The organism is Pseudomonas sp. S150 (assembly GCF_004526365.1).
GTDB lineage: Bacteria > Pseudomonadota > Gammaproteobacteria > Pseudomonadales > Pseudomonadaceae > Aquipseudomonas > Aquipseudomonas putida_A.
The window spans coordinates 2,829,150-2,856,116 of record NZ_CP038207.1 but is presented as its reverse complement, the minus strand read 5'-3'; the positions used below and the strand labels follow the sequence as shown (position 1 = coordinate 2,856,116).

General features: G+C 59.3%; 32 protein-coding genes. 16 read left to right on the top strand and 16 right to left on the bottom strand.

Annotated features, from left to right (window positions below):
- Nucleotides 1–22 precede the first annotated feature (22 nt).
- Nucleotides 23–961, top strand: coding sequence for a D-alanyl-D-alanine endopeptidase (gene pbpG, locus E3Z29_RS13035; protein ID WP_047597458.1), 939 nt, complete (start codon nucleotides 23–25; stop codon nucleotides 959–961).
- A gap of 150 nt (nucleotides 962–1,111) precedes the next feature.
- Here the strand turns inward: pbpG and E3Z29_RS13030 are convergent, their stop codons facing one another.
- The 3 genes from E3Z29_RS13030 to E3Z29_RS13020 all read right to left on the bottom strand — a co-directional run bounded on the left by E3Z29_RS13030 (nucleotide 1,112) and on the right by E3Z29_RS13020 (nucleotide 2,287).
- Nucleotides 1,112–1,306, bottom strand: coding sequence for a hypothetical protein (locus E3Z29_RS13030; protein ID WP_047291581.1), 195 nt, complete (start codon nucleotides 1,304–1,306; stop codon nucleotides 1,112–1,114).
- Between the two features lie 12 nt (nucleotides 1,307–1,318).
- Nucleotides 1,319–1,525 (bottom strand): DUF6021 family protein, encoded by a 207-nt coding sequence (locus E3Z29_RS13025; RefSeq protein ID WP_007965370.1) that lies wholly within the window; start codon nucleotides 1,523–1,525, stop codon nucleotides 1,319–1,321.
- A 90-nt stretch (nucleotides 1,526–1,615) separates the two neighbouring features.
- Complete coding sequence (locus tag E3Z29_RS13020; protein ID WP_134785957.1) at nucleotides 1,616–2,287, bottom strand: peptidase C39 family protein; 672 nt, start codon at nucleotides 2,285–2,287, stop codon at nucleotides 1,616–1,618.
- A gap of 232 nt (nucleotides 2,288–2,519) precedes the next feature.
- Between E3Z29_RS13020 and E3Z29_RS29390 the strand changes: the two genes are divergently transcribed.
- The gene (locus E3Z29_RS29390) at nucleotides 2,520–2,687 is read left to right on the top strand and encodes a hypothetical protein (RefSeq protein WP_167734114.1); all 168 of its coding nucleotides are present in this window, start codon (nucleotides 2,520–2,522) and stop codon (nucleotides 2,685–2,687) included.
- A gap of 103 nt (nucleotides 2,688–2,790) precedes the next feature.
- On the opposite strand, the gene E3Z29_RS13015 is transcribed toward E3Z29_RS29390, so the two are convergent.
- Together E3Z29_RS13015 and E3Z29_RS13010 are read right to left on the bottom strand one after the other, a co-directional pair.
- Nucleotides 2,791–3,540 carry a TerC family protein gene (locus tag E3Z29_RS13015; RefSeq protein WP_027613902.1) on the bottom strand — a complete coding sequence of 250 codons (750 nt, stop codon included), beginning with the start codon at nucleotides 3,538–3,540 and terminating at the stop codon, nucleotides 2,791–2,793.
- Nucleotides 3,541–3,569: 29 nt separating this feature from the next.
- Complete coding sequence (locus E3Z29_RS13010) at nucleotides 3,570–3,812, bottom strand: hypothetical protein (protein ID WP_007965379.1); 243 nt, start codon at nucleotides 3,810–3,812, stop codon at nucleotides 3,570–3,572.
- A gap of 153 nt (nucleotides 3,813–3,965) precedes the next feature.
- Here E3Z29_RS13010 and nhaR point away from each other — a divergent pair, with 153 nt between their 5' ends.
- Nucleotides 3,966–4,865 carry a transcriptional activator NhaR gene (gene nhaR / locus E3Z29_RS13005; protein ID WP_134785956.1) on the top strand — a complete coding sequence of 300 codons (900 nt, stop codon included), beginning with the start codon at nucleotides 3,966–3,968 and terminating at the stop codon, nucleotides 4,863–4,865.
- Here nhaR and E3Z29_RS13000 read toward each other — a convergent pair.
- The gene (locus E3Z29_RS13000; RefSeq protein ID WP_007965383.1) at nucleotides 4,860–6,023 is read right to left on the bottom strand and encodes an MFS transporter; all 1,164 of its coding nucleotides are present in this window, start codon (nucleotides 6,021–6,023) and stop codon (nucleotides 4,860–4,862) included. The two genes, nhaR and E3Z29_RS13000, sit on opposite strands and share 6 nt — an antisense overlap.
- Nucleotides 6,024–6,360: 337 nt before the next feature.
- On the opposite strand from E3Z29_RS13000, the gene sstT reads away from it, so the two are divergent.
- Entirely contained in the window at nucleotides 6,361–7,593 is a 1,233-nt protein-coding gene (gene sstT, locus E3Z29_RS12995) for a serine/threonine transporter SstT (RefSeq protein ID WP_134785955.1), read from the top strand.
- 240 nt (nucleotides 7,594–7,833) lie between these two features.
- Here sstT and E3Z29_RS12990 read toward each other — a convergent pair whose 3' ends face one another.
- Nucleotides 7,834–8,343, bottom strand: a complete 510-nt coding sequence (locus tag E3Z29_RS12990) for a DUF1993 family protein (RefSeq protein ID WP_134785954.1) — start codon at nucleotides 8,341–8,343, stop codon at nucleotides 7,834–7,836.
- A 125-nt stretch (nucleotides 8,344–8,468) separates the two neighbouring features.
- On the opposite strand from E3Z29_RS12990, the gene E3Z29_RS12985 reads away from it, so the two are divergent.
- Nucleotides 8,469–9,113: a YceH family protein gene (locus E3Z29_RS12985; protein WP_134785953.1), complete on the top strand. Its 645-nt coding sequence runs from the start codon at nucleotides 8,469–8,471 to the stop codon at nucleotides 9,111–9,113.
- A gap of 132 nt (nucleotides 9,114–9,245) precedes the next feature.
- On the opposite strand, the gene E3Z29_RS12980 is transcribed toward E3Z29_RS12985, so the two are convergent.
- Both E3Z29_RS12980 and E3Z29_RS12975 read right to left on the bottom strand, forming a co-directional pair.
- Entirely contained in the window at nucleotides 9,246–9,764 is a 519-nt protein-coding gene (locus E3Z29_RS12980; protein WP_134785952.1) for a cupin domain-containing protein, read from the bottom strand.
- 212 nt (nucleotides 9,765–9,976) lie between these two features.
- A complete protein-coding gene (locus tag E3Z29_RS12975; RefSeq protein WP_134785951.1) occupies nucleotides 9,977–10,795 on the bottom strand; it encodes a shikimate 5-dehydrogenase in 819 nt (272 codons plus the stop codon).
- 257 nt (nucleotides 10,796–11,052) lie between these two features.
- On the opposite strand from E3Z29_RS12975, the gene E3Z29_RS12970 reads away from it, so the two are divergent.
- The 3 genes from E3Z29_RS12970 (at nucleotide 11,053) to E3Z29_RS12960 (ending at nucleotide 12,112) form a co-directional block, all read left to right on the top strand.
- Nucleotides 11,053–11,403, top strand: a complete 351-nt coding sequence (locus E3Z29_RS12970) for a hypothetical protein (protein ID WP_007965394.1) — start codon at nucleotides 11,053–11,055, stop codon at nucleotides 11,401–11,403.
- Nucleotides 11,404–11,632: 229 nt separating this feature from the next.
- Entirely contained in the window at nucleotides 11,633–11,827 is a 195-nt protein-coding gene (locus tag E3Z29_RS12965) for a hypothetical protein (protein ID WP_025108897.1), read from the top strand.
- A 102-nt stretch (nucleotides 11,828–11,929) separates the two neighbouring features.
- A complete protein-coding gene (locus tag E3Z29_RS12960; RefSeq protein ID WP_097087786.1) occupies nucleotides 11,930–12,112 on the top strand; it encodes a hypothetical protein in 183 nt (60 codons plus the stop codon).
- Here E3Z29_RS12960 and E3Z29_RS12955 read toward each other — a convergent pair.
- A complete protein-coding gene (locus E3Z29_RS12955; protein WP_027613894.1) occupies nucleotides 12,109–13,170 on the bottom strand; it encodes an AI-2E family transporter in 1,062 nt (353 codons plus the stop codon). The genes E3Z29_RS12960 and E3Z29_RS12955 overlap by 4 nt on opposite strands.
- Nucleotides 13,171–13,287: 117 nt before the next feature.
- Nucleotides 13,288–13,974, bottom strand: coding sequence for a cysteine hydrolase family protein (locus E3Z29_RS12950; RefSeq protein WP_134785950.1), 687 nt, complete (start codon nucleotides 13,972–13,974; stop codon nucleotides 13,288–13,290).
- A 192-nt stretch (nucleotides 13,975–14,166) separates the two neighbouring features.
- Between E3Z29_RS12950 and yegQ the strand changes: the two genes are divergently transcribed.
- Nucleotides 14,167–15,501 carry a tRNA 5-hydroxyuridine modification protein YegQ gene (yegQ, locus tag E3Z29_RS12945; RefSeq protein ID WP_098968080.1) on the top strand — a complete coding sequence of 445 codons (1,335 nt, stop codon included), beginning with the start codon at nucleotides 14,167–14,169 and terminating at the stop codon, nucleotides 15,499–15,501.
- A gap of 113 nt (nucleotides 15,502–15,614) precedes the next feature.
- Here yegQ and E3Z29_RS12935 read toward each other — a convergent pair whose 3' ends face one another.
- Nucleotides 15,615–16,478, bottom strand: coding sequence for a LysR family transcriptional regulator (locus E3Z29_RS12935; RefSeq protein ID WP_098968079.1), 864 nt, complete (start codon nucleotides 16,476–16,478; stop codon nucleotides 15,615–15,617).
- A 101-nt stretch (nucleotides 16,479–16,579) separates the two neighbouring features.
- On the opposite strand from E3Z29_RS12935, the gene E3Z29_RS12930 reads away from it, so the two are divergent.
- Nucleotides 16,580–17,473: a DMT family transporter gene (locus E3Z29_RS12930; protein ID WP_134785949.1), complete on the top strand. Its 894-nt coding sequence runs from the start codon at nucleotides 16,580–16,582 to the stop codon at nucleotides 17,471–17,473.
- 134 nt (nucleotides 17,474–17,607) lie between these two features.
- Here E3Z29_RS12930 and E3Z29_RS12925 read toward each other — a convergent pair whose 3' ends face one another.
- A complete protein-coding gene (locus tag E3Z29_RS12925; RefSeq protein ID WP_007965409.1) occupies nucleotides 17,608–17,838 on the bottom strand; it encodes a hypothetical protein in 231 nt (76 codons plus the stop codon).
- A gap of 92 nt (nucleotides 17,839–17,930) precedes the next feature.
- Nucleotides 17,931–18,644 carry a FadR/GntR family transcriptional regulator gene (locus tag E3Z29_RS12920; protein WP_134785948.1) on the bottom strand — a complete coding sequence of 238 codons (714 nt, stop codon included), beginning with the start codon at nucleotides 18,642–18,644 and terminating at the stop codon, nucleotides 17,931–17,933.
- Between the two features lie 366 nt (nucleotides 18,645–19,010).
- Between E3Z29_RS12920 and E3Z29_RS12915 the strand changes: the two genes are divergently transcribed.
- Both E3Z29_RS12915 and gudD read left to right on the top strand, forming a co-directional pair.
- Entirely contained in the window at nucleotides 19,011–20,357 is a 1,347-nt protein-coding gene (locus tag E3Z29_RS12915; RefSeq protein ID WP_134785947.1) for an MFS transporter, read from the top strand.
- Between the two features lie 34 nt (nucleotides 20,358–20,391).
- On the top strand, nucleotides 20,392–21,735 hold the full coding sequence (gudD, locus tag E3Z29_RS12910; protein ID WP_134785946.1) for a glucarate dehydratase: 1,344 nt from the start codon (nucleotides 20,392–20,394) through the stop codon (nucleotides 21,733–21,735).
- Between the two features lie 132 nt (nucleotides 21,736–21,867).
- Here the strand turns inward: gudD and E3Z29_RS12905 are convergent, their stop codons facing one another.
- Nucleotides 21,868–22,740 carry a LysR family transcriptional regulator gene (locus E3Z29_RS12905; protein ID WP_134785945.1) on the bottom strand — a complete coding sequence of 291 codons (873 nt, stop codon included), beginning with the start codon at nucleotides 22,738–22,740 and terminating at the stop codon, nucleotides 21,868–21,870.
- A gap of 160 nt (nucleotides 22,741–22,900) precedes the next feature.
- Here E3Z29_RS12905 and ampC point away from each other — a divergent pair, with 160 nt between their 5' ends.
- Nucleotides 22,901–24,067, top strand: a complete 1,167-nt coding sequence (ampC, locus tag E3Z29_RS12900; protein ID WP_134785944.1) for a class C beta-lactamase — start codon at nucleotides 22,901–22,903, stop codon at nucleotides 24,065–24,067.
- Nucleotides 24,068–24,127: 60 nt separating this feature from the next.
- On the opposite strand, the gene E3Z29_RS12895 is transcribed toward ampC, so the two are convergent.
- Entirely contained in the window at nucleotides 24,128–24,436 is a 309-nt protein-coding gene (locus E3Z29_RS12895) for a hypothetical protein (protein WP_134785943.1), read from the bottom strand.
- Nucleotides 24,437–24,632: 196 nt separating this feature from the next.
- On the opposite strand from E3Z29_RS12895, the gene E3Z29_RS12890 reads away from it, so the two are divergent.
- The 3 genes from E3Z29_RS12890 to E3Z29_RS12880 all read left to right on the top strand — a co-directional run bounded on the left by E3Z29_RS12890 (nucleotide 24,633) and on the right by E3Z29_RS12880 (nucleotide 26,905).
- Nucleotides 24,633–24,827 (top strand): hypothetical protein, encoded by a 195-nt coding sequence (locus E3Z29_RS12890; protein ID WP_134785942.1) that lies wholly within the window; start codon nucleotides 24,633–24,635, stop codon nucleotides 24,825–24,827.
- Between the two features lie 97 nt (nucleotides 24,828–24,924).
- The gene (locus E3Z29_RS12885; protein WP_134785941.1) at nucleotides 24,925–26,292 is read left to right on the top strand and encodes an AAA family ATPase; all 1,368 of its coding nucleotides are present in this window, start codon (nucleotides 24,925–24,927) and stop codon (nucleotides 26,290–26,292) included.
- Nucleotides 26,285–26,905 (top strand): retron system putative HNH endonuclease, encoded by a 621-nt coding sequence (locus E3Z29_RS12880; RefSeq protein WP_134785940.1) that lies wholly within the window; start codon nucleotides 26,285–26,287, stop codon nucleotides 26,903–26,905. The genes E3Z29_RS12885 and E3Z29_RS12880 overlap by 8 nt, the downstream gene beginning before the upstream one ends.
- Nucleotides 26,906–26,967 lie beyond the last annotated feature (62 nt).

The window sequence follows — 26,967 nt, the reverse complement described above, 5'->3', positions numbered from 1 at the left end:
CAACCTTTATGAGTTCGCCCGCGTGAAAATTCGTCTTTCGATCCTGAGCCTGGTTTTTGCTTTTTCAGGCACATTCGTCACGCCAACGGTCAACGCCGCAGAAACTACCGCCGCGCCACGCGACGCTTCACAACTGAAGATCGCCTCCGGCAGCGCCCTGCTTATGGATTTGCAGACCAATAAAGTCATCTATTCGAGCAATCCGGATGTGATCGTACCGATCGCTTCTGTGAGCAAACTGATGACCGGACTGGTGGTGGTTGAAGCGCACCAGAACATGGACGAATGGATCGACGTCGACATCAGCCATACGCCGGAAATGAAAGGCGTGTTCTCCCGAGTCAAACTGAAGAGCGAACTGCCGCGTCGCGAGATGCTGCTGATTGCCCTGATGTCCTCGGAGAACCGTGCTGCCGCCAGCCTCGCGCATCACTATCCAGGCGGTTACGCCGCGTTCATCGCCGCAATGAACGCCAAGGCCAAAGCGCTGGGCATGACCAATACGCACTATGTCGAGCCGACCGGGTTGTCGGAACGCAACGTGTCCACCGCCCGCGACTTGAGCAAACTGCTGGTGGCCGCTAGCAAGCATCCGATCCTCAGCGAGCTGACCACCACCAAGGAAAAAACCGTAGCGTTCCGCAAGCCCAATTACACCCTGGGTTTCCGCAACACCGATCACCTGGTGAACAAGGCTGACTGGGACATCAAGATCACCAAAACCGGCTTCACCAACCCGGCGGGTCATTGCCTGGTGCTGGTGACGCGAATGAGCAACCGCCCGGTTGCCCTGGTGATTCTCGATGCGTTCGGCAAGTACACGCATTTTGCCGATGCCAGCCGTATCCGCAGCTGGATGGAAACCGGTCGTAGCGCCAGCGTCCCGGCAGTTGCGCAGCAATACAAGGCCGAGAAAAACCTCAAGTCGCGCCAGAGCGGCGTGGTCGAAGCCTCCAAGTAATTAGAAATCTCCAACTGTGACGAGGGAGCTTGCTCCCGCTGGGGCACGTAGAGGACCTTCTTTTTTAACAGAAAAGGCCTGCTGCGCAGTCCAGCGGGAGCAAGCTCCCTCGCCACAGAGGTATTCAGCCAGTGGTTAAATACCCGTTATTCAATCATTGGGTAACGGCATTTTGTCGTCGTCCGGAATGCCGTCACCAGCGCTCGGATCTGGCGTCAGCACATTAGGTCGCGCCAGCGGATCGCGCAGCGGGCTGTCCGGATCCAGCACAGGGTCCACGTCGTCCTCAGGCGTGGTCGGCACGCTGTCCGGTTTTTTATCGTCGAAGCTGGAATCGGTACTCATACGCACCTCACTTCATGGTTTCAGATCAGCCAACGGATCATAGGGCTTGGCCGGACGCTTGCTGTCTTCGCCAGGCTCCACGTCTTTTGGCGCCTTGGCGGGGCCGACCGGATCAACCTGCGGATCGTCGAGATCCGGTGAATCCGGATCGAAACCCAGATCATGACCGGAAGAATGCTCGCTCGAGTGCGGGCCTTTCGGGGATGGGGAATCTGCCATGCTTGCCTCCTGACTCACCCGCGAATTCGGGTTCTATCGTTAAGAGGCGTGCCGGGCGTGAGGGGTGCCCGGCAGATGACGAACGGAAGGTTAATGTGTGGCCAAGGCCTTTCTGGCTTGCGCCGCTTCACGTTCCTGGCCGGCTTGCGCCAGCTCGTCCGCAGCCTTGAGCCAGCGCTGGCGGTCGACTTCGGCAGGAATCTGCGACGGTTTCTGGATCAGTACCGCCCAGCCGCCGGATTTTTCGAAGGCGGATTCAAAGGAACTGAAACTCATCAGTTCGCGGCGATTCATCCCGGCGCGCAACAGCACCTTCTGTTTCAGCCGGTCGTAACCGGAAAGGATCGCGTAACGCGGTTCAGCCCAGAACGCCGAGCCCTCACTGAAACGTACCATTACCGGATAACCGGCCGCCACCTGAGTCAACAAGGCAGGCAGGTTCTTGTCCAGCGGGTAGACCACCATGCCGTAATCACGGGCCAGGTTCTGCAGATTCTGCTGCAACTGATCCTGTGCCCCCGGCAGATGCAACGGTTTTTCCAGCAAGCCCGGGGTGATCATGATGCCTTGCTGCGACAACAGGCTGGCCAGCACTTGCGGACCACTTTGATTGGCTTCGCCGCGATAGAACGTGCCGCTGAGTTCGACCCGTTCCGGCAGACGCTTGACCTGCGGCGCGACACTGCCCGCACACCCTGCCAACACCGCCGCGCAACCGGCCACCAGCAACGCCCCTCGCAATCGAGAAAATACCTGCACCATCATCACTCTCGTCAGACGCCGGTCATCGTGTTCCGGCAACGCCTGCGATCATAGGGCGACGCACGCCTGCGGTATAGCCTTAAACCGCAGACCGATCGTTTGCATAGAGCGAACTGATTGGTCATCACCGACCTTTGGTCAATAGTCTGAAACACCCCATTGTCTAGACTGTCACTGAAACAGAGCGAACTGAAAAAGTGTGTGCCCGATGCAGGGCAAAGAGGAGGCACTGATGAGCCTGACCATGACTATCGTAATGCTGATCGCCGGCTGGCTGGCCGTGGCCACTGCCATGTTGTGGGGCGTGCTGCGAATTTCGCGGCGCCACCATCACCCGCAGCCACCTGTGGCGGTCGAAAAACCGCAAAAGCACAACGCACGGCACGCGACCGCACATTGATACTGCAAACGTTGATACTGCAAACGTTGATACTGCAAACGTTCCGCCCATAAAAAAGCCCCCTGAACGCTTGGCGCTCAGGGGGCTTTTGGCTGGTCAGCGCTTACGCCTGCTGCGCCAGTTTCTTCTGCTTAGCCCGACGCGACATCATGTTCAGCACCTCAATCGCTGCCGAGAACGCCATGGCCGCGTACACATAACCTTTCGGTACGTGGGCGCCGAAGCCTTCGGCGATCAGCGTCATGCCGATCATGATCAGGAAGCCCAGCGCCAGCATCACCACCGTCGGGTTGTCGTTGATGAATTTGGCCAGCGGTTCAGCCGCGAACAGCATCACCATTACCGAGACCACCACTGCGATCACCATGATCGGCAAGTGCTCAGTCATGCCCACCGCAGTAATGATGCTGTCGATCGAGAACACCATGTCCAGCATCAGGATCTGACCGATCGCAGCCGCAAAACCCAAGGTCACGGTCGATGTCGCGGATTTCGGGTCTTCCGGTGCCGGGTCCATGCTGTGATGGATCTCGGTCGTGGCTTTCCACACCAGGAACAGACCACCGGCAATCAGGATCATGTCCTTCCAAGAGAACGCCTGGCCCATGATTTCGATCACAGGGGCAGTCAACTGCACGATGAAGGCGATGGTGCTCAACAGAGCCAGACGCAGAATCAGCGCCATGCCAATACCGATGCGCCGCGCCTTCTGCCGATGCTGCACGGGCAGTTTGTTGGTCAGGATCGAAATAAAGATCAGGTTATCGATGCCGAGCACGATTTCCATCACCACCAGTGTGGCCAAAGCAACCCAGGCGGCGGGGCTGGCGGCGAGTTCTAACAGATATTCCATGGGTCAGTCCTGACTCTGTGTAAGACGGTTTAGATGGTCTTGGAGGAAGATTCGGATTTTTCCGCGTCTTTTTCCGGTGTTTCTTTTTTCTCGATCAGGCCGCCGGTGGCGTCGCTGAGTGCTTGTTCAGCAGCCTTGTGCGTGTCGTCGATCGCCTGTTTGGCGCTTTCGGCGGCCTTGCCCATCAACTGCTGGGCGCTTTTCTCGGCCTGATCGCAACCGGCCATAAGCAGTAAAGACGTAAACATCAACGCTGGAATTGTGTATTTCATGGGACTTCCTTCGAATGAACAGACAGGGTCACAGACCACCCGTCGATGGCTGGGCATTCTAGGGAGACAAACACTTCAGGAAAATTCGTATTTTTAGCGGCTATACTTCGGTTTTAACGAACACTGCGCAATCCAGTCAGAGGCCATTGCTCGATGCTCAACTACCGACAACTGCATTACTTCTGGGTGGTCGCCAAGACCGGCAGCATCGTGCGTGCCTGCGAGCAACTTAACCTCACGCCACAAACCATCAGCGGGCAGATCTCGCTGCTCGAACAAACCTACGGCATCGAACTGTTTCAACGGGTCGGCCGTCAGCTGGAGCTGACCGAAGCCGGGCGTCAGGCCCTGCCCTATGCCGAGCAGATGTTCCAGTTAGGCGGCGAACTGGAGCTGATGCTGCGCGCCCAGCCCAACGAGCAGCAGATCCTGTTCCGCGTCGGCGTGGCGGACGTGGTGCCCAAGTCCATCGTCTACCGCCTGATTGCGCCGACCATGGAGTTGCACGAGCCACTGCGCATCACCTGCCGCGAAGACAAACTCGAACGCCTGCTCGCGGATCTGGCGATCCAGCGCCTGGATCTGGTGATTTCCGACAGCCCGATGCCGTCGCACCTCGACATCAAGGGCTACAGCCAAAAGCTCGGCGAATGCGGGATCAGTTTCTTCGCCACCACGAAGTTGGCAGCGCAATACGGGCAGGATTTCCCGCGCAGCCTCAACGGCGCACCGCTGTTGATTCCCGGTGCGGAAACCGTGGTGCGCAGCCGTTTGCAGCGCTGGTTTGCCGAGCAGCAGATCCAGCCGCGAATCGTCGGGGAGTTCGATGACAGCGCCCTGATGCAGGCCTTCGGCCAATCGGGCAGCGGGATCTTCATCGGTCCGAGCGTGATTGCCGATGAAGTCAAACGCCAGTACGGCGTCGAAGTGATTGGCCAGACCGATGCGGTGACCGAGTCGTTCTATGCCATTTCGGTGGAGCGCAAGGTCAAGCACCCCGGCATCGTTGCGATTACCGAAGGTGCCCGACGCGAGCTGTTTACCGCGTTATGACGCCTGGGCGCACGCTTCGCGCGGTTTGAGCGTCATCAGCACCATGGCGAGGAACACCGACAACAGAATGAACCCGGCAGCGGCGAACCCCAGAAAACCCAGGCCGGCACTGTCGATCACCCGCCCGCCGATCATCGCTCCGAGGCCGATCCCGAGGTTGGCCCCGGCGATATTCAGCGAGGCGGCAAAGGCTGGCGCTTCCGGTGCGGCCTTCATCAGGCGTACATGGCTGACCAGGAACAACGCAGCCTGGGTGATGCCCCAGATGCCCATGGCCACCGCCAGCCCCACCGTCGAGTGAATATTCGGCACCAGCGAGACCATGCCGGCAATCATGAACGCGCAGAACAACACCGAGGCGCCCAGTGGATGACGATCCACCGCGCGACCGCCCAGTGAGTTGCCGATCAGCCCGACCGCACCGAAGCCCATCAGGCACCAGCCGACCACCGTGCCGTTGAACCCGGCCAGCCGTTCAAGAATGTCGGCCAGATAGGTGTAAGCGGTGAACATGCCGCTGAACACCAGGATCGACAATACGACATGGCCGATCATCAGCGGGTTGCGCAGGATCTTGAACTGCGAGGCGAAACTGACCTGATGCTGATGCAGACTGGTTTTCGGCAGGTAAACAAACAGCAGCAAGGCCTTGGCGAAAGCGATCACCGCCAGAATCGCGAATGCACTGCGCCAGCCGAACGCATCGGAAATCAAGGTGCCCACCGGAATGCCGAACACCGTCGCGCAAACAATGCCGAAGCCGATCTTGGCAATCGCGCGGCCGGCGTGATCCGGGCCGACGATGTCCACCGCCGTCTCACTGGCCAAGGCCCAGAACACCGGCAGGCCGAGCGCCGGGATCAACCGGGCGATGGCCATGACCCAGATGTTCGGCGCCAGCGCCGCAACGGTGTTGGCCAGGCCGAACATGATCAAAATCGTGATGAACAACTTGCGCCGCTCGAACCGGGCGAAATACGCGGTCAAAAATGGACCGAACATCGCCACCGTGAAAGCGAATAGAGTCACCAGCAAACCGGCCTGCGGAATGGTTACCGCCAGGTCGCGGGCAATGGCCGGCAACAGGCCGACGATGACGAATTCCGTGGTCAGCACCGTGAATCCGGCGGCGGACAACAGAAGAATGGGCAACAGCATGAGCAACTCCAGCAAAACGACGACACCAGCGATGACCAAGAGGCCCGCTGGCAGACTATGAAAATGAGGATGGCGAATCTTAACAGAGTGTTTCCGGGCTGACTTGCACAAACCTGCCGACTTGCCGATCAATCCGGTGGCAGATCGTCACAGGCCTGAAGGATAACGCCTACGCTGTGATAAAGTCCGCGCCCTGAAAAACGTACACCCTATTCAGCGGCCTGTTTAACAGCGTTGATGGCGCGTCAGCCCTTTCGGTTCGTGCCGGTGACCTGCCCCCCGATGTATCACCGGTTTCACGCAACCTTGCACCCTATAAAAAATCAGAGATGCCGTTATGACCGCTTCATCCCCTTCTCTATTGCAACGCCTGAAAAACCTCAGCCTGGTCACGCAGATCCTGATCGGCCTGATTGCCGGTATCGCTCTGGCGCTGTTCGCCCCGGAAGCGGCGAAAGGCTCGGCGTTCATCGGCAAAGTGTTCGTCTCGGCACTGAAAGCCGTGGCCCCGATTCTGGTGTTCGTGCTGGTGATGGCGTCGATTGCCAACCACAAGCACGGCCAGGAAACCCACATCCGGCCGATCCTGTTTCTTTATCTGCTCGGCACATTCGCTGCGGCGGTGGTGGCGGTTGTCGCCAGCATGGCGTTTCCCTCGCATCTGGTGTTATCCACCGACAACGTGTCAGTCACCGCGCCAGGCGGCATCGCCGAGGTGCTGCAAAGTCTGCTGTTGAGCGTGGTCGATAATCCGGTCAGCGCCCTGATGAACGCCAACTTCATCGGCATTCTCGCCTGGGCGATCGGCATGGGCGTTGCCATTCGCCACGCCGGTGACACCACCCGCGAAGTGCTCGGCGATCTGTCCAACGGCGTGACGCTGATCGTGCGCGTGGTGATTCGTTTCGCCCCCCTGGGCATTTTCGGTCTGGTGGCCTCGACGCTCGCGACCTCGGGCTTCGGCGCACTGATCGGTTACGCGCATCTACTGGGCGTGCTGCTGGGCTGCATGCTGTTCGTCGCGCTGGTGATGAACCCGCTGATCGTGTTCTGGAAACTCCGTCGCAACCCGTACCCGCTGACCCTCAAGTGCCTGCGCGAAAGCGGCATCACCGCGTTCTTCACCCGCAGCTCGGCGGCGAACATTCCGGTCAACCTGGAACTGAGCAAGCGCCTGGGCCTGCACGAAGACACCTACTCGGTATCGATCCCGCTGGGGGCAACCATCAACATGGCCGGCGCGGCGATCACCATCACCGTATTGACCCTGGCCGCGGTGCACACGCTGGGGATTGCCGTGGACATTCCAACCGCGACTCTGCTCAGCGTCGTCGCGGCGATCTGCGCCTGTGGCGCCTCGGGCGTGGCCGGCGGCTCGCTGCTGCTGATTCCGCTGGCGTGCAGCCTGTTCGGTATCCCGAGCGAGATTGCCATGCAGGTGGTGGCGGTCGGTTTCATCATTGGGGTGTTGCAGGACTCGGCGGAGACGGCGTTGAATTCGTCCACCGATGTGCTGTTTACCGCCGCGGCGTGCCTGGGTGAAGAGGCGAAAGCCCAGCGCACTGCGTAACAATTGCTGCAATGAAAAGCCCGCCAAGGTGTGAACCCTGGCGGGCTTTTTTGTGGCCGAGATCTTTCCCCCCTCACCCCAACCCTCTCCCCCCAAGGGGCGAGGGGGAAAGGGAGCCGATCTTTGTCGCATTCAAGTCTTGAGTTCGACTCGATAGATCAAGTCGGCGTATCTCGAACAAACAACGCGATCAGTCCCCTCTCCCCCTGGGAGAGGGCTAGGGTGAGGGCTTCTAACGATTTAGTACGCGCCCATGTAATCGCGTTTACCCACTTCAACACCGTTGTGACGCAGCAGCGCGTAGGTGGTGGTGACGTGGAAGAAGAACTGCGGCAGACCGTAGCTCAGCAGGTAAGCCTGGCCGCTGAAGCGCTTCTCCTTCGGCGTGCCCGGACGGGTCACGATCTCGATGCCTTCCTTGCCGTTGATCTGCTCCGGCTTGATCTCGCCGATGTAGGCCAGGACCTTGGCGATCAGCGCCTGCAGCTCGGCGAAGGTGGTTTCGGTGTCGTCATATTTCGGGATTTCGACTTCAGCCAGACGCGAAGTAACGCCCTTGGCGAAGTCGACGGCGATCTGCACCTGACGTACCAACGGGAACATGTCCGGGTACAGGCGCGCTTGCAGGAAGGCGTTCGGGTCGATGTTTTTCTCGGTGGCGTGGGCTTCAGCCTTTTTCAGGACATCGCTCAGGGCGTTGAGCATTTGTTGAAAAACCGGGACGGATGCGGCGTACAGGGAAATGGTCATGGCAGTCTCGTGTAGTGGCTGGGTGGAACGTGGAGGCGATTATAGCCATGCTTGATGACCACACGGCTTGCCTTTTGTTAGCCAAGGATTAGGCTAGGCGCCTTCGACTGCAGAGGGAACGCGCGATGACCACCGAACTTGCAACCACCACCGACGAACCACGGCTCAACGCCACGGAAATCCGCATTCTGGGTTCGTTGATCGAAAAACAGGCCACCAGCCCGGAAACCTACCCGCTGACCCTCAATGCACTGGTGCTGGCCTGCAATCAGAAAACCAGCCGTGAACCGGTGATGAACCTGACTCAAGGCCAGGTTGGCCAGAGCCTGCGGGCGCTGGAAAGCCACGGTTACGCCAAACTGGTCATGGGCAGTCGCGCCGATCGCTGGGAGCACAAGCTCGACAAGGCACTGGAGCTGGTGCCGGCCCAAGTGATTCTCAGCGGATTGATGTTCCTGCGTGGCCCGCAGACGGTGAATGAGCTGCTGACCCGCAGCGGCCGCATGCACGACTTCGAAGATGCCGAGCAAGTGGTGCATCAGCTTGAACGCCTGATCGCGCGCGGACTGGCGGTGTTGATTCCACGTCAGGCCGGTCAGCGCGAAGACCGCTACACCCATGCGCTGGGCGATCCGGCAGATATCGAGGCGATCCTGGCGTCGCGGCAGAATCCTGGGGAACGCTCGACCAGCGGCGTTTCCGTGGAGAGAATCGAAGAGCTGGAAGCACGGATTGCCGCACTGGAAGAGCGCCTGGCGCGCCTCGAATAATCACCCCCAATCCTATGGTGGGAGCGGGCTTGCTCGCGAAGGGGCTGTGTCAGTCGAATCACTGTGAATGACACACCGCATTCGCGAGCAAGCCCGCTCCCACAGGGTCTGCACCAAGCCGAAGATCTCTATTTATTCACCATCCCAGTAATCCACACCATCCGCCTGCCGCGCCACGGCAACGAAGCCTGACGCATTGCCTTGGTCATCGACTTTGAAGTTGTCCATCACCGCGTATTTGTTGGAGTCCGGGTATTCACAGATATCCGGTTGCTGCTGGGTGCTGACCGCCAGGTAACGCAGTTCCGCGTCGCTGGTGTTGATGATCTGATGCGCCGTTTCCGGGCCGCCCGGCGGGCAGGCGATCACGTCGCCCGCGCGGATCGGAAAGCGTTCGGCCCCCAGCCGCACTTCGCCCTTCCCGGCCACCACATAGAACATCTCTTCATTGACCCGATGGCTGTGAAACGGACTGCCGCGCATGCCTGGCGGCAAGGCGTACAACCGATAGCCGAGTTTCTGCGCACCAAGCTGCTGGCCGATGCGCGCCATGCGTTGTTGATAGCGGCCAGCGGTTTCGCCCTCCGGAGCAAGGGCTTCGGGCAGGGATTCGAGTTCGACCTGGTGCAGGTTGAGGATGGGTGGGTGCATGGCGGGCCTCGGTCAGGTTTTTTATGAGGGGCAAGTCTGGGCTTGCTGAGGCCGCAGTATAGGCAACCGACTAACAACCGAGTCGCGGCCTTCGCGAGCAAGCCCGCTCCCACAGGATTTGTGGTTGCTCACCTGGTTGTGTTGCAACCTGATACCTGTGGGAGCGGGCTTGCTCGCGAAGAGGCCCGATGGATCAGCGCAAAACTCAATGATCAGCTGCGAGCAAATGCCACCGCCGCCGCAAACTGCTCTTCATTTGGCCGCACCCCGGTGTACAGCACAAACTGCTCCAGCGCCTGGATCGCAATCACTTCCAGCCCGGTAATCACCTTCTTGCCCTCAGCCCGCCCACGCACGATCAGCGGCGTCTCGGACGGAATCGCTACCACATCGAATACCGTGTCGGCGGCCTGGATCACTTCAGGCTCGAACGCCAGTTGCCCGGCCTCCGGCCCGCCGTCCATGCCCACCGGGGTGACGTTGATCAGCATCTGCGGCCGCTCTTCGCCGAGCTCCGCCTGCCAGCGATAGCCCAGCGAGTCCGCCAGTGCCCGTCCGGCGCGCTCGTTACGCGCAACGATCAAGCCATTCTTGTAGCCACCATCGCGCAAGGCACTGGCCACCGCTTTGGCCATGCCGCCGCTGCCGCGCAGGGCGAACGTCGAATCCTTCGGCACCGCGTGGGTTTCCAGCAATTGCGCGATGGCGATGTAGTCGGTGTTGTAGGCCTTGAGGTGGCCGTTGGTGTTGACGATGGTGTTGATCGACTGGATCGCCGCCGCCGACGCATCCAGTTCATCGACCAGCGCAATGCACGCTTCCTTGAACGGCATCGACACACCGCAACCGCGAATCCCCAACGCACGAATCCCGCCAACAGCCCCCGGCAGATCCTGACTGCTGAACGCCTTGTAATAGAAGTTCAGGCCCAACTGCTCATACAAATGGTTATGAAACCGCAGACCGAAGTTCCCGGGGCGCCCTGACAGGGACATGCACAGCTGGGTGTCTTTGTTGGGATTCATCTGCATGAAACTTCTCCTTCAAAACGGACTTTCGGATGGACGGAGTTAGCCATTCCATCGGGTTCTGGACGATCATAGGCGCCTGTCTGCAACGGGCTGCGAGCCCCTTTGACCGACCGGTAAAGAAGCCGGTACAGACCTTACACAAAATTTACCCAGCGGCTGTGCTGATTTTCAGAATTTCGCTGTCATAGAAGTATCCCCGCGACAACTTTGGGCCTGGTGCAGGCCCGGACGCCGGGTCGAAGAACCGAGGAATTATCATGATTCGTAAACTCCCCATCGTGGCCTTGTTGATTGGTGCATTCGCTATCACAGGTCAGGCAGAAGCCCACGGCGGTGGCTGGCAGGGTCCGGCAGTGTTTGGTGCGATCGTCGGCTCGGCCATCATCGGCTCCGCGTTGATCAACCAGGACCGGCCGGTCTACGTGCAACAGCCTGTTTACGCTCAACCGGCACCGGTTTATGTGCAACAGCCTCCGCCACCGGTCTACTACCAGCCGGCGCCGGTCTATGTGCAACAACCGGTCTACGTGCCTGGCCCGGTCTACTACGGCCCACCACGCGGCTACTACGGCCGGCCACACGGCTACTACGGTGGCCCGCGCTGGTAATCGCAACCAACAAGCCCCGCTTTATAGCGGGGCTTTTTTATGACCGTCGGTCGGGCCAAGTCTGAAAAAATCTCGCCAAGGTCGCTGTGAGGACAGTCCCGGCAGCTAAAGTCGGCATGATGGACTTGACCGTCGGGGGCAAAACACAGAACGGTCATCTATTTGTCATGACGGAACCGCAATCTGAATCCGTCCGTAAACAACAGGTTGATAAAAACAAGGACGACCCATGCCTACTCAAAATCCGCACCGCATCGTCGGCCTGTGCACTTCAAGCAAGGTGTACAGCGCGCTGACTGAACTGAAACACCTGGAAGGCCACCGCTGCGCCAAGTTTCTTTCGCTGCTGGCGGAGAATCTCGTGCACAAGGGCCTGCTCAATGAGCGCGAAGTGGTGCACATGCTCGACCAGGTTGTCGACTGATGCAGCCCTCACTGTGATCAATGACCACTATCGAAAGCGTTGATTGTCCCTGAGCGCAGCGAATCCCTAAGGTAGCTCCACAGATTGATGGAGGTACTTGTCATGGCTCAGGTTCAAATCATGTCGGTAGTCGGTAGCGCTGTTCCCGCATCGCTCAGAGCGTCGGGATTGCTCGCCTGCTGGTATCTGGTGCGCGATGGCGAGCCGATCAGCGGCCCGCTCACTTCACTGCCCGCCGCACAGGCCCTGTCACAGAAAATCGTCAGCGGCCCATTCCACGCTTAAGGCAACTGGACTTTCGGTTTGGTCTCGATGAACAACGCCCAACTGGACATGAACAGCGCTGCGATCAGCGGCCCGATCACGAAACCGTTGAGGCCAAACACCGCGAGGCCGCCGAGGGTCGAGATGAGGATCATGTAATCCGGCATGCGCGTGTCCTTGCCGACCAGGATCGGGCGCAGCACGTTGTCCACCAAGCCAATCACAAACACCCCGAACAGCCCCAGCACCACGCCCTGCCAGATCATCCCACTGAGCAGGAAGTACACCGCCACCGGCGCCCAGACGATCCCCGCACCCACCGCCGGCAACAGCGACAGAAAGCCCATCAGCACCGCCCACAGCAACGCGCTGGGAATGTCGAGAAACCAGAAAATCGCCCCACCCAATGCGCCCTGAGTGACCGCCACCACCAGGTTGCCCTTGACCGTCGCGCGTACTACCCGATTGAACTTCAACTGCAAACGGCGTTTGTGGCTCTCTTCCAACGGCACCGCGGTGCGTACCTTGCGCACCAGCTCGGCGCCATCGCGCAGAAAGAAAAACAGCAGGTACAGCATGATGCCGAAGCTGACCACGAACTCGAATGTGCCTTGACCGAAACTGAACGCCTGACTGGCCAGCACCTGACTGCCCTGCATCGACGCCTTGACGATTTTCTCGCGCAGACCGTTGAGTTCGCCCATGCCGAAGCGATCGAGCAAATGCTGAAAATACGGCGGCAAGCTGTGTTTGAACTGTGCCAGATAGGCACCGATGTCCAGCTGGCCGCTTTCGATGTTGTTGTAAACCGTCGCGCCTTCCTGGACCAACAGGATGCTGAGGATGATCACCGGCAGAATCGCGATCACCAGGCAGATGCCCAGAGTGCAGAGCGCTGTCAGGTTGCGCCGCCAGCCAAATTTGAGCTGTAACTTGCGCTGCATCGGCGCAAACAGAATGCCGAGAATCACCGCCCAGAACACCGCGCCGTAGAACGGCAGCAGAATCCAGATGAAGGCGACCGTCACCAACAGCAACAGCACGGTGAGGGATTTGAATTGCAGGGTTTTTTCGTTCATGTCCGATCCATGTCAGTCAGGCGTCTCGCACGCCCCGAACCTTAGTCAGCCGGGGCGCGCGCGAGTGCCATCTTTGTTCATGGAGCATAGATTGCCTGGACGATGCAGCCCGGCTAATCAGCGCACCGGCAGTTTGACGATCTGCGCAGTGCTCAACACATCGCCGAAGGTGTCTTCGACTTCCGCCAACGCGGCTTTGTGCAGCGAATCCTTGTCGATAGACACGCCGTTGGCGCGGGTGATGGCGCGGGTCGCCGAGGCATCGGACGCGACAATCACGTTGTAACCCAAAGGCGCGGCGTCCCGTGCGGCACCCGCCACGCAGGCGTGGGTCATCAGGCCGGAAATGATCAGGGTCTGGATGCCGGCCTTTTTCAATTGCTGGTCAAGGTCGGTGCTGGCGAACACGCTGACGGTGCTCTTTTGCAGCACCACGTCTTGCGGGCGCGGCTGCATGTCCGGGTGAAATTTGACGGTCTGGCCATCGATGGCAAATACCGGCGAACCGGCCGGTGCGACGTGCTGCACGTGATACACCGGGATCTTGTGACTGTCAGCGAAAGTGATCAGCTCACGGGTTTTCGCCAGGGCCGCGGCACCGTCCGGGATCGGCATCCGGCCGCTGAAATATTCATTCTGGAAATCGATCACCACCAGTGCGGATTTGCCCGCTGGCAAATGATCAGCCGGTGTCGCGCCGGACATTGCCCGAATGGTCGGGTGGTTGTCGGCCATCGCTGCGGTGCTGGCCATTACACCGGAAAATGCACAAGCGGTGAGAAAGCGGCGAGTAAAATTCTGCATGGGAAAGTCCTGCCTCGGTTGATTTGACAAGCGAATCTTAAGCAGCCACCGCCGCACCGAACACAGTGAAACCGGCACATGATCTGTGCCCTTTCTGCACAGATAAAGTCCACGCACTCAAACGTAGATCCAGATCAATAAACCGCACTTGCCACTGCACTACCCTGCCGCGCTTTTGCGACCGATGCCGCCATGAAGCCAGACCTCCCCCTCGCCGCCCCGGAATTGCTCGCCCCTGCCGGCACCCTGAAGAACATGCGCTATGCCTTCGCCTACGGTGCCGATGCGGTCTACGCCGGCCAGCCGCGTTACAGCCTGCGGGTGCGCAACAACGAGTTCGACCACGCCAACCTCGCCCTCGGCATTCGCGAAGCGCAGGCACAGGGCAAGCGCTTCTACGTGGTGGTCAACATCGCCCCGCACAACGCCAAACTGAAGACCTTCCTCAAGGATCTGGCGCCAGTGATCGAGATGGCGCCGGATGCGCTGATCATGTCCGACCCGGGCCTGATCATGCTGGTGCGCCGGCATTTCCCGCAGATGCCGATCCACCTTTCGGTGCAGGCCAACACGGTGAACTGGGCGAGCGTCGAATTCTGGCAGCAACAAGGCCTGAGCCGGATCATCCTGTCGCGGGAGCTGTCGCTGGAAGAAATCGGTGAAATCCGTGAACAGGTACCAGGCATGGAACTGGAAGTGTTCGTTCATGGCGCACTGTGCATGGCCTACTCCGGGCGCTGCCTGCTGTCGGGCTACATGAACAAGCGCGACGCCAATCAGGGCACCTGCACCAACGCTTGCCGGTGGAAGTATTCGGCGCAGCAAGCCACGGAAAACCAGCTCGGCGAGATCGTGCAGACCTTCCAGCCGGAGCCAACCCTGGGCATCGGCGCGCCGACCGATCAGGTATTTCTGCTGCAGGAAGCCAATCGCCCCGATGAGTTGATGCCGGCATTTGAAGACGAGCACGGCACCTACATCATGAACGCCAAGGATCTGCGCGCGGTGCAGCACGTCGAACGCCTGACGCGCATGGGCGTGCATTCGTTGAAGATCGAGGGCCGGACCAAATCGCACTTCTATTGCGCACGCACCACTCAGGTCTATCGCCGGGCAATCGACGATGCGATGGCCGGGCGCGAGTTCGACCGCAGTCTGATGACCGATCTGGAATCACTGGCCCAGCGCGGCTACACCGAAGGTTTCCTGCGTCGCCATGTACATGACGAATACCAGAATTATCAGAACGGCAGCTCGGTGTCAGAGCGTCAGCAGTTCGTCGGCGAACTGACCGGCGAGCGCCGCGACCGGTTGGCCGAGGTCAAAGTGAAGAACCGTTTTGCCTTGGGCGATCATCTGGAACTGATGACACCCAAGGGCAATTTCCACTTCGATCTGCACCAGTTGCAGAGTGCCAAGGGTGAAGCGATCGAGGTTGCGCCGGGGGATGGGCACACGGTGTACCTGCCGATTCCGGATGCGGTGGATTTGCGCTTTGGCCTGCTGATGCGCGACCTGACTCCTTGACCCCCTCCCCTGTAGGAGCTGCCGCAGGCTGCGATCTTTTGACTTTATTTTTGAAAAACTAGATCAAAAGATCGCAGCCTGCGGCAGCTCCTACAGGTGCGCGTTGGATGTGATCAGAGGAATTCTTCACGCAACATCGCCACGAACGCCTCACGCGCCGGGTGTACCCCGGCGTTTTCGTGCCAGTAAAACAGGTTGTCGATCGCCGTCAGTTCGGGAAACTCATAGCCCACGCATCCAGCGCCTTTGGCGTATTGCTCGAACACGCCTTTAGGCACCAAGGCCACGCCGGCGCCAGCACTCACGCAACCGACAATCGCCCCGTAACTGGCCAAGCTGACAATCGGCAGCGCCTGCCCCTGACGCAAAAGCCAGTGCTCCAGCGCCGCCCGATACGGGCAGCCCTGCGGCCACATGAACACGGTTTTGTCCTGCAGATCGTGGATGTCGCGCACCGGGCCGAATGATGTCGAGGCAATCAGTAGCAATTCTTCGCGGTACATCGGCGTGCGTTTCAGTTGCGCTCGCTCGACGTCCACCGCGACGATCGCACCGTCGAGGCGATGGCTGACGGTGTCGTCGAGTAATTGGCCCCAGGTGCCAGTGGTCAATTCCAGCGCCACCTGCGGATAGCGCTGGTGAAACTTGGCCAACAGTCGGGGCAAACGCCCGGTGGCCGAGGACTCGATCGCGCCGATACGCAGCGGGCCGGACGGTTCGGCGGCGGGATCCACCGCGCGCTTGGCTTCGGCGGTCAGCGCCAGAATCCGCTCGGCATACGCCAGGAACGTCTGCCCCGCCGAGCTGATCCGCAGCCCGCGCCCTTCGCGCAGAAACAGCGCCACACCGAGTTCAGCTTCCAACGCCTTGATCCGTGCGGTGATGTTCGACGGCACGCAAAACAGCTTTTCAGCGGCGCGGGCAATGCTGCCCTCGTCAGCCACGGTCTTGAACATGCGGATCTGCGCCAGCTCCATACTCATCACTCAAAGTGAACATTCAGCGCAGTATAAGTCAGTTGTGGAGACTTTCTGGCCGCCCGGATACTCGGCGCATCAACCCTTGCGGTGCGCCGATCATGCCGTCTCCTTCTCCCTTGAAAATCATTCTGGCCATGGCCTTCGTGGTCGGTTGCTGGGCCTATTCGCCGACCGGCATTCACATCGGCCTGCAAGCCTACGACCCCGGGCATCTGGCGTTGCTGCGGTTTCTGCTGGCGTCGTTGTTCATGGCCGTGATTGCGGCGTTCAAGGGCATTCGCCTGCCGCAACCGCGCGATGTGCCGCTGTTGTTCGCCCTGGGATTTTTTGCCGTCAGCCTGCATCACGTGGCGCTGAACATCGGCCAGCAAAGCGTCAGTGCCGGCGCCTCCAGCGTACTGGCACAGTCGAGCCCGCTGTTCAGTACGCTGCTGGCGCGTTACGTGTTCAAGGATCAGGTCAGTGTCTGGCGTTGGGGCTGCGTGTTGCTGGGACTGGTCGGGGTGGTGATCGTGGTCAGCGCCGATCGGGGCATGGGGCAGATCGACGCGCATGGCTTGCTGATTCTGCTGGCGGCGCTGTCATGGAGCATTTACTTCGCCCTGCAAAAACATCACGCCCGGCGTTATGACGGCTTCAGTCTGGCCTGTTATGCGGTGTGGTCGGGGACGCTGCTGTTGCTGATTTATCTGCCGGGGCTGGGTGCGGCGGTGGTGAAAGCGCCGCTGCGAGTGCAGTGGGCAGTGCTGGCACTGGGGGTATTTCCCAGTGCACTGGCCTATCTGGCCTGGGGCTTTGTGCTCAAGCATGTGGACTTGAGCCGGGCGACGATGACGTTGTACCTGATACCACCGACGGCGATGGGGATTGCTTCACTGGGATTGGGCGAGCGACCGACGCTGATGGTGCTGGTGGGGTCGGCGGTGGTGCTGATCAGTGTGCTGGCGTTGAATCTGGAGCGGCGGGTGGAGGGTCGACCGATTGAGGTCTGATCGAGGTTTTTACTGAGGCTATGACCCCATCGCGAGCAGGCTCACTCCTACAGGGGGATGCGTTCTACCTGTGGGAGCGAGCTTGCTCGCGAAAGGGCCGGCGCAGACTATAAATATCTCATGCCGGGTTAGCCTCAGCGCCTGTCATCCGACAATGGCGTCGGCTCATCCGCTGGCGGCACATCATCGTCCGCCGCCGGGTCCTTCCAGTCTTCCGGCCGATCGGCATCACTCAACGGATCGCGCCCCGGGCTCATGCCCGGCGGCGCATCGTGATCGGCCAGTGTCGGCTCATCCGTGCCGGGCACCGGACGGGTTGGATCGGTCGGCAGCACACCACCCTGAAACAGCAAATCATTAGCCATGACACACCTCACCAAGGAGGTCCGGAGAACCCGGGCCATACAGCTTGGAAGCGTGCATCTGCAGGCGGTGCTATCGAGCAGACCAACGGCAATCAGCCTTGAGAACTGAAACGGTCGCGGCTGTTGGTCAGGTGCAGCCACATGGCCGCGCGCGCCGCGTCCGGATCCTGCCGCTTGATCGCATTCAGGATCGCTTCGTGCTCCAGATGGGCCAACTGCCCCAGCTTGCTCAGATCCGCCGCGCCACGCTCGGCGGCATTGAGCCGCTGACGTGGAATCATCGCGCTGCCCAGGTGCTGCATGATTTCGCTGAAGCAGACGTTGCCGGTGGCTTCGGCAATAAGCAGATGAAAACGTCGATCAGCCTCGACACAACTGTCATTGCTGTCCAGCAAACGCTGATAGTCATCCAGCGCCTGACGCATTTGCAGCAATTGCTGCTCGCTGCGACGTGACGCGGCCAACGCCGCAGCCTGCGTCTCCAGGCCCATGCGCAATTCCAGAATGCTGCGCACCCCGAGAGCGGTGTCGACATTCAGGCGCAAGCCCTGCTCGGCAGCGCGCTCGATGACAAAACTGCCGATGCCGTGCCGCGTCTCGACCAGGCCCGAGGCCTGCAACTTGGAAATCGCTTCGCGCACCACCGTGCGACTGACGCCGTGCTCCTGAACGATGGCGTTCTCCGACGGCAGCTTGTCGCCGGGCGACAACTGGCCAAGCAGGATGCTCTGGGTGAGTTTCTCCACCAGATCGTGTGCGAGGTTGTGTGCACGTTTGGGCGCAGGGGCGTCGAGGTCTTCTTGCATGATCGGTTCCGGTCATCGGGGCTTGTCGATCGTAGCACTGCGCGGTGGCTGACGAGATCGATTTTAGCGCTGAAACAGCCAGCAACTTGTATGACAACATTCAATAAAACGAAAAAAACCGCAACAACCAAGCCCTACGCCCTGTTTGAAAATTTGGATCGCGAACCGAAATGCACGTCTGATGGGTGCGATTTGAACCAATGAAAACGGGGACAAATCCCAAAAAGAAATAAAAAATCTGTTCACCAGACAAATTTAATCGCTCCACCCCACTTGTAGGACAAAAAATCCAAGTTGTATGATGTCTATCAACAACGCAGCATCCAGCCCTACCCCGCATAAAAATAATCAGTGGGAGAAAACCAAGTGAAAACCTCCGTCTCCGGGATGAACGAGGGCGTCGATTCGACACTCGCGTCCGCCATCTCGAAAGTGAAACGCCACGTCCTGCCGCTCTTCGTGATCATGTTCATTGTCAATTACATTGACCGGGTGAACATCGGTTTCGTCCGCACTCACATGGAACAGGATCTGGGCATCGGGGCTGCCGCCTACGGCTTCGGCGCCGGGCTGTTCTTCATCGGTTACGCGCTGTTCGAAGTGCCATCCAACATGCTTTTGCAGAAAGTCGGCGCGCGTATCTGGCTCACCCGCATCATGCTCACCTGGGGCCTGGTCGCCGCCGGCATGGCGTTCATCCAGAACGAAACGCACTTTTACATCCTGCGCTTTCTGCTCGGCGTGGCCGAAGCCGGGTTCTTTCCCGGGGTGATCTACTACTTCACGCGCTGGCTACCCGGCGCCGAACGCGGCAAGGCAATCGCGATTTTCCTCAGCGGCTCAGCGGTCGCCTCGCTGATCTCCGGCCCGTTGTCCGGCCTGCTTTTGCAGATCAATGGCCTGGGCCTGCACGGCTGGCAATGGATGTACTTCATCGAGGGCATGTTTTCCGTGGGGCTGTGTGTGTTCGTGTGGTTCTGGCTCGACGCCAAACCCCACGACGCAAAATGGCTGACCCGCGCCGAACAGGACGCACTGGTCAGCGCCATCGATGATGAACAGAAGGCCCGCGAAGCCGCGACGCCGATCCGCCCGTCGATGGGCAAACTGCTCAAGGACCGGCAGATCATCCTGTTTTGCCTGATCTACTTTTTTATCCAGCTGACGATCTACGCCGCGACGTTCTGGCTGCCGAGCATCATCAAGAAAATGGGCGAGATGAGTGACTTCCAGGTCGGGCTGTTCAACTCGATTCCATGGTTGCTGTCGATCGTCGGCATGTACGCCTTCGCCGCCTTCTCGGCCAAGTGGAAGCACCAGCAGGCCTGGGTCGCCACCGCGTTGTTGATCGCCGCGGCGGGGATGTTCATGTCCACCACCGGCGGGCCGATCTTCGCCTTTGTCGCGATCTGTTTTGCCGCGCTGGGCTTCAAGTCCGCCTCATCGTTGTTTTGGCCGATTCCGCAGGCCTATCTGGATGCACGGATCGCCGCGGCAGTGATCGCACTGATCAACTCGGTGGGCAACCTCGGCGGCTTCGTCGCGCCGACCACCTTCGGCCTGCTCGAAGAACACACTGGTTCGATTCAGGGCGGCCTCTATGGCCTGGCCGCGACTTCGATCATCGCCGCGATCATCGTCTTCGCTGCACGTACCACCCCGAAACCCGCTGCTGACCTCGCCGTGGCCGAGGCCGCGCCAAAGCACGCATGACTTCCTTTTTAAAGATGCTGACAAGGATAAAAACATGACCGCACACGACACTGCCAAAGCGCCAATCATCACTGACATGCAGGTGATTCCCGTGGCCGGCCACGACGGCATGCTGCTCAACCTGAGCGGCGCCCACGGGCCGTTTTTCACCCGCAATATCGTCATTCTCAAGGACAACGCCGGCCACACTGGCGTCGGTGAAGTGCCCGGTGGCGAGCGCATCCGGCAGACGCTGGAGGACGCCCGCAGCCTGGTGCTCGGCAGCACAATCGGCAACTATCAGAAGATCCTCAATCAGGTGCGCCAGACCTTCGCCGAGCGTGATGCCGGCGGCCGTGGCCTGCAGACGTTCGACCTGCGCATCACCATCCACGCGGTCACCGGACTCGAAGCCGCCCTGCTCGACTTGCTCGGGCAACACCTCGACGTACCGGTCGCGGCGCTGCTCGGTGAGGGGCAGCAGCGCGATCAAGTGAAGATGCTCGGTTATCTGTTTTATGTCGGCGATCAACGCGAGACCAACCTCGCCTACCGCAGCGAACCGGACGCCGATAACGACTGGTTCCGCGTGCGTCACGAGAAGGCCATGAGCGCCGAAGCGGTGGTGCGCCTGGCTGAAGCGGCCCAGGCGAAATACGGTTTCCAGGACTTCAAACTCAAAGGCGGCGTGCTTAGCGGCGACGCGGAAATCGAAGCCGTGACGGCACTGGCCGAACGCTTTCCCGAGGCGCGTATCACGCTTGATCCGAACGGCGCCTGGTCACTGAAAGAAGCGATCCGCCTGTGCCGCGATCAACATAAGGTGCTGGCTTACGCCGAAGACCCGTGCGGTGCGGAAAACGGTTACTCGGGGCGCGAAGTCATGGCCGAGTTCCGCCGCGCAACCGGACTGAAGACGGCGACCAACATGATCGCCACCGACTGGCGCGAGATGGGCCACGCCATTCAGTTGCAGTCGGTGGACATTCCGTTGGCCGACCCGCACTTCTGGACCATGCAAGGCTCGGTACGTGTCGCGCAGTTGTGCCATGAGTGGGGCCTGACCTGGGGCTCACACTCCAACAACCACTTCGATATCTCACTGGCGATGTTTACCCATGTCGCGGCAGCGGCACCGGGCGACATCACCGCCATCGACACGCACTGGATCTGGCAGGACGGCCAGCGTCTGACCAAGGCACCGCTGCAAATTGTCGACGGTTGCGTGCAAGTGCCGCAGAAACCTGGGCTGGGGGTGGAGCTGGACATAGATCAGCTGGCCAAGGCCCACGAACTGTACAAAGGCATGGGTCTCGGCGCGCGGGATGACAGCGTGGCGATGCAGTTTTTGATACCGGGGTGGACGTTCGATAACAAGCGGCCGTGTCTGGTGCGCTGAATTCTGATCTGCAGTCCACTGCCGTCCCTGTGGGAGCGGGCTTGCTCGCGAAGGCGGTGCATCAGTCAATATTTGAGTTGACTGACACACCGCCTTCGCGAGCAAGCCCGCTCCCACAGGAGGGGATTTGTGTCAGGCAGAGTTTTGTACCAGCCACTGCTTGAACGCCGTCATCGCCGCCGTCTCCGGCCTTGACTGCAAGCGCGTCAGCCAATAACTGCCGGTGGTGATTTCAATCGCAAACGGCTGACGAATCACGTCCGCCGCCAGTTGCCGGGCGAACATCAGCGGTGGCGCCAAGGCCACCCCGCTGCCCTGCAGCGCCGCTTCCATCATCGCCAGAGACGAATCGAACACAATGCTTTGCGGCGGCGCCGCGTGGGTCGCCAGGCCGGCGGCGTGAAACCACTCCGGCCATTCATCGGTGCGATAGGAACGCAGCAAGCGCTGTTGCAGCAGATCGCCCGGGGTATGCAACTGCCGGGCAATTTCCGGCACGCACAACACCGACAGTGGCGCATCCAGCAGACGCGTTGCCTCGATGCCGTGCCACGCTCCGGCGCCAAAACGAATCGCGTAATCCAGCCCCTCGGCGGCGACGTCGACCCGGTTGTTGTGAGTCGACAGCCGCAAATCTATGAGCGGATGTTTCGCCTGGAAGTCTGGCAGCCGTGGCAGCAACCAACCGACCGCAAAGGTTCCGACGGCACCCACGGTCAACATTTCCCGATACTGACCGCCGGCCAGCCGCTCGAGCATCTGCGCGATATGATCGAACGACGTGGTCAAAACCGGCAACAGGGTCTCGCCTTCACTGGTCAGCATCAGCCCGCGGGGCAGGCGTTTGAACAGGGTGACGTTGAGTTGCGCTTCGAGGCTTTTCACCTGATGGCTCACCGCCGCCTGAGTCACGCATAACTCCACGGCGGCACGGGTAAAGCTCAGATGACGCGCCGAGGCTTCGAACGCGCGCAGTGCATTGAGCGGCAGTAGAGGTCGAATCATGCCCAGTCCCAAATTTTTCTAATGGCTCATCCGAAATATCATCGTTTGTCGACGAGTGCCAGACTGCCTAAATTGTCGGCGCTGATCAGCTGCCCAACATTGCAATTGCCCGCAGTCTAGCGGGATAACACCCTCAACACTCATGGAGAGTGGTTCATTTATGTCATTCATCAATCCGAGCAAAGTCATTTCTCGCAGCGCTTTCGGCCTGATTTTCGCTGCCACCGCGTGCATGGCTGCCCAGCAAACCGACGATCAGTTGCAGGCGCTGGTCAAGGCCGCCGTGACCCCGGTCATGCAGCAACAGGACATTGCGGGGCTGGCCGTGGCCGTGACCGTCGATGGCAAGGTGCACTACTTTAACTACGGTGTCGCCGACAAAAGCACCGGGCAACCGGTGAGTGAAAACACCCTGTTCGAAATCGGCTCGGTGAGCAAAACCTTCACCGCAACCCTCGCCGCCTACGCCCAGGCCAGCGGCAAACTGGAATTCTCCGACAAGGCCAGCCAGCACTGGCCCGAGCTGAAAGGCAGCGCTTTTGACCACATCAGCCTGCTGCAACTGGGCACTTACAGCGCCGGCGGCCTGCCATTGCAATTCCCGGATGCTGCGGATTCTTCCGACAAGATGCTCGGCTATTACCAACAGTGGAAATCGACTTTTCCGGTCGGCAGCCATCGCCTGTATTCCAACCCGAGCATCGGCCTGTTCGGCTATCTGGCGGCGAAAAGCCTTGGCCAACCGTTCAATCAGGTCATGACTGAAACCCTGCTGCCGAAACTCGGGCTCAAGCACACCTTCCTGTCGGTGCCGGCGTCTGAACAAAAGCTCTACGCCCAAGGCTATGACAAGAACAACAAACCGATTCGAGTCAGCCCCGGCGCCCTCGACTCCGAAGCCTACGGCGTAAAAACCAGCGCCGCGGATCTGCTGCAATATGTCCAGGCCAACCTCGACACCGCCAAACTCGAATCACCCGTGCAAAAAGCCATCGCCCTCACCCACACCGGCTACTACACCGTCGGCGACATGACCCAGGGCCTGGGCTGGGAACGCTACACCTACCCGATCAGCCTCGACCGCCTGCTGGACGGCAACTCGACGCCGATGGCCATGGAAGCGCACAAGGTCAAATGGCTCAACCCGCCACAGCCGGAACCGGCGAACGTGCTGCTGAACAAGACCGGTTCCACCGGTGGCTTCGGCGCGTATGTCGCATTCGTACCGTCGAAGAAAGTCGGGATCGTCATTCTGGCGAACCGCAACTACCCGAATGGAGAGCGGGTGAAGATTGCGCACAAGATTCTGGGGGAGTTGACCCGGTGATCACGCCATAAAAAATGGGCGACCTGAGAGGGTCGCCCATTTTGGTTTGAGGGTTTGAAACTACGCCTGTAGCTTCCAGCCCAGCACATCCATCAGGTCGCAGCTGTCGCGCAGAGGGATTGCCAGCACCCGGGCGAAGTCCTGCAGCAGTAATGAGTCATGACCGATGCCGTCGCTGAGGGAAAGGGTTTCCAGCAGTTGAGTCACGCTTCGTAATCGGTAGGCGGCGGTGCCGTGGAGTACGTCTACCGGGGCTTCGCGGTCGATCAGGAGACAGGGGATCGGGCAGTCGATGCCGGTGATGGGGATATAGCGGGGTTTGCTTGAACTGGTGGAAATTTCAGGTGATTCGACATCCGTTTTCTTCATGGGTGAAACTCCAATGGGGATTGCTGAAAACGCTACCCATCTCACTTCCACATGAGGGTGGCAGCTGCACGCAGGTGTGGAAGACCGAGCCAATCACCCTAACCCGGCGCACTCAAAAGCGCTCCCGCGTACAGCCACCGTAAGGTCGCGATGTTGACATAAAAGATGTCGCCATGCGCATAACGGAGCTTGGTGAATGAGTCTGCAAACGGACTTCCACATCCGGCCGCTGATTTTGCAGCGGCCCGAAGAGGTTATCGGCGTTCGACCCAAGCCACCAGCTCACCAACGCCGCCGCGCTTTGAAGGAAATATCCGAGGAATTTGAAGGGTGTTGCGCAGCTCATTCTGGTGGGAATATGCGGCAACTATTTTCATGGGTGACCGGGTGAAATGGAGTATCTACACTCCATCGAATCAATCCGTGGCCGGGGATGACATAATGCGCGCCAAAGCTTTTTAACCGACTGACCCTCGAAGGGCGTTGTAATGGAAATCTACAGATTGAGGCTCACGAATGTCGGTCGGTTCGCCGATGTTAACGTTCGACTGGCGCCTACCCAAGAACACCCTTCTAACGTAACCGTACTGGTTGGGAACAATGGCGCCGGGAAAACCACTCTTCTTAAATCCTTAGCAAACTCGCTGAGTTGGCTGGTCGCAAGAGTTCGTAACGAGAAAGGCAATGGCAATCATCTGGCTGAGGAAGACATTCAGAATGGAGCTAACGCAGCATTAGTGTTGGTCTCTGTAATTGACGAATCGTCTACAACGCCCCTCCCTTCGGACTCCGATGGTGACAATAGCCTTTTTGTTTGGGGTATTGGCCGCGGGAGGCAGGGTAGAAAACACTCCATGCACAGCACGTTAGCGGATGCAACTCGCTTGGCAGACCACTATCGCAATCAACTGACTGCCAATGATAAGGCGTCTCTTCCACTGATCGCTTACTACCCCGTCGAGCGTTCGGTTTTGGAAATACCACTTAAAATAAAAACCAAACACACCTTTGATCAGTTGGATGGGTACGACAACTCTTTGAATCGAGGCGTCGACTTCCGGCGCTTTTTCGAATGGTTTCGTGAACGTGAAGATAGTGAAAACGAGACTGGAGTATCCACAAGCGCATTGTTGGAAATCTCCAAAAAGTTCGGTACTGACAGCGACGTTTGGAAAACTCTATCCAAACTGAAAGCTTCTTCCCGCGACCGCCAACTGACCGCCGTCCGCTCCGCCATCGCCGCTTTCATGCCCGGCTTCACCAACCTGCGCGTGCAACGCAAGCCGCGTCTACACATGGCTATCGACAAGGACGGCGTCACCCTCAACGTCGCCCAACTCTCGCAAGGCGAGAAGTCGATGATGGCGCTGGTCGGTGATATCGCCCGCCGCCTGGCAATGATGAACCAGTCGCTGGACAACCCGCTCCACGGGGACGGCATCGTGCTGATCGACGAAGTGGATCTGCACCTGCACCCGAAATGGCAACGCAGTCTGATCCGCCAACTGAGCGAAACCTTCCCCAACTGTCAGTTCGTACTGACCACCCACTCGCCACTGGTCATCAGCGACGCCAAGGATGTGCTGGTTTACGTGCTCAATGACGGTGAACTCCACGAACACAACGGCCTGTACGGACTTGATGCCAATCAGGTGCTGCTGGAAGTCATGGACACCGATATCCGCAACAGTGACGTTCAAAAACGCTTGAACGCGCTGCTCGAACGCCTGCAGGACGGTGATCTGGAAACTGCCCAGAAGCTATTCGCCGAACTGGCAGAAGAACTTCCAGACGGTCATATCGAACTGGCGAAAGCAGCGCTGTTGCTGCGCAAGCTGGAGCTGCGCCGTGCGTAAGATCACCAAGGGAACCGAGCCGGAACAACTCATCAGATGGAAACGCGCCAACACAACATTACGTTACCGGGACCTGCCCGGCGAAGAACGCGTGAGCGTGCGCACGGCCTGTATAACGGAACAGTTCAGCCTTTGCGCCTATTGCTGCCAGACCATTGCAGGCGACAACTCACATAACGAGCACGTTGAGGCCCAGGATAAAGCTCCCAATCGCACCTTGGAGTTCACCAACATCGTCGCCAGTTGCCAGCGCCAGAATCAATGTGGACATCATCGAGGCACGCGCCCACTAGATCTGACGCCCTTGATGGAGGAATGCGAGTCGGAATTGAAGTTTTATCTGTCCGGCAGAGTGACCGGCAAAACTGAACGCGCAAATTCAGCTCTGGAAATTTTGAATCTCGGTCATACCGAAGAAAGCAATCGCGGACTCATAGGGGCACGGAAACAACTGGTTGATCAGTTGATCTTTACAGGAGGCATGCAACCCGATGACCTTGAAGATGAAGAGCTTCTGGGCATTCTCCTTGATGACATGCTGACTCCCAAGAATGGCCAGCTTGCGGCTTTTTCTCCGATTCTGGTCAATGTCATCCGTCAGCTCCTGCCCTGATGTTCAAAGTATCGTGGCCATTCCCGCGGACAAAAAAATGGCGATCGTTTAAGACGTTCGCC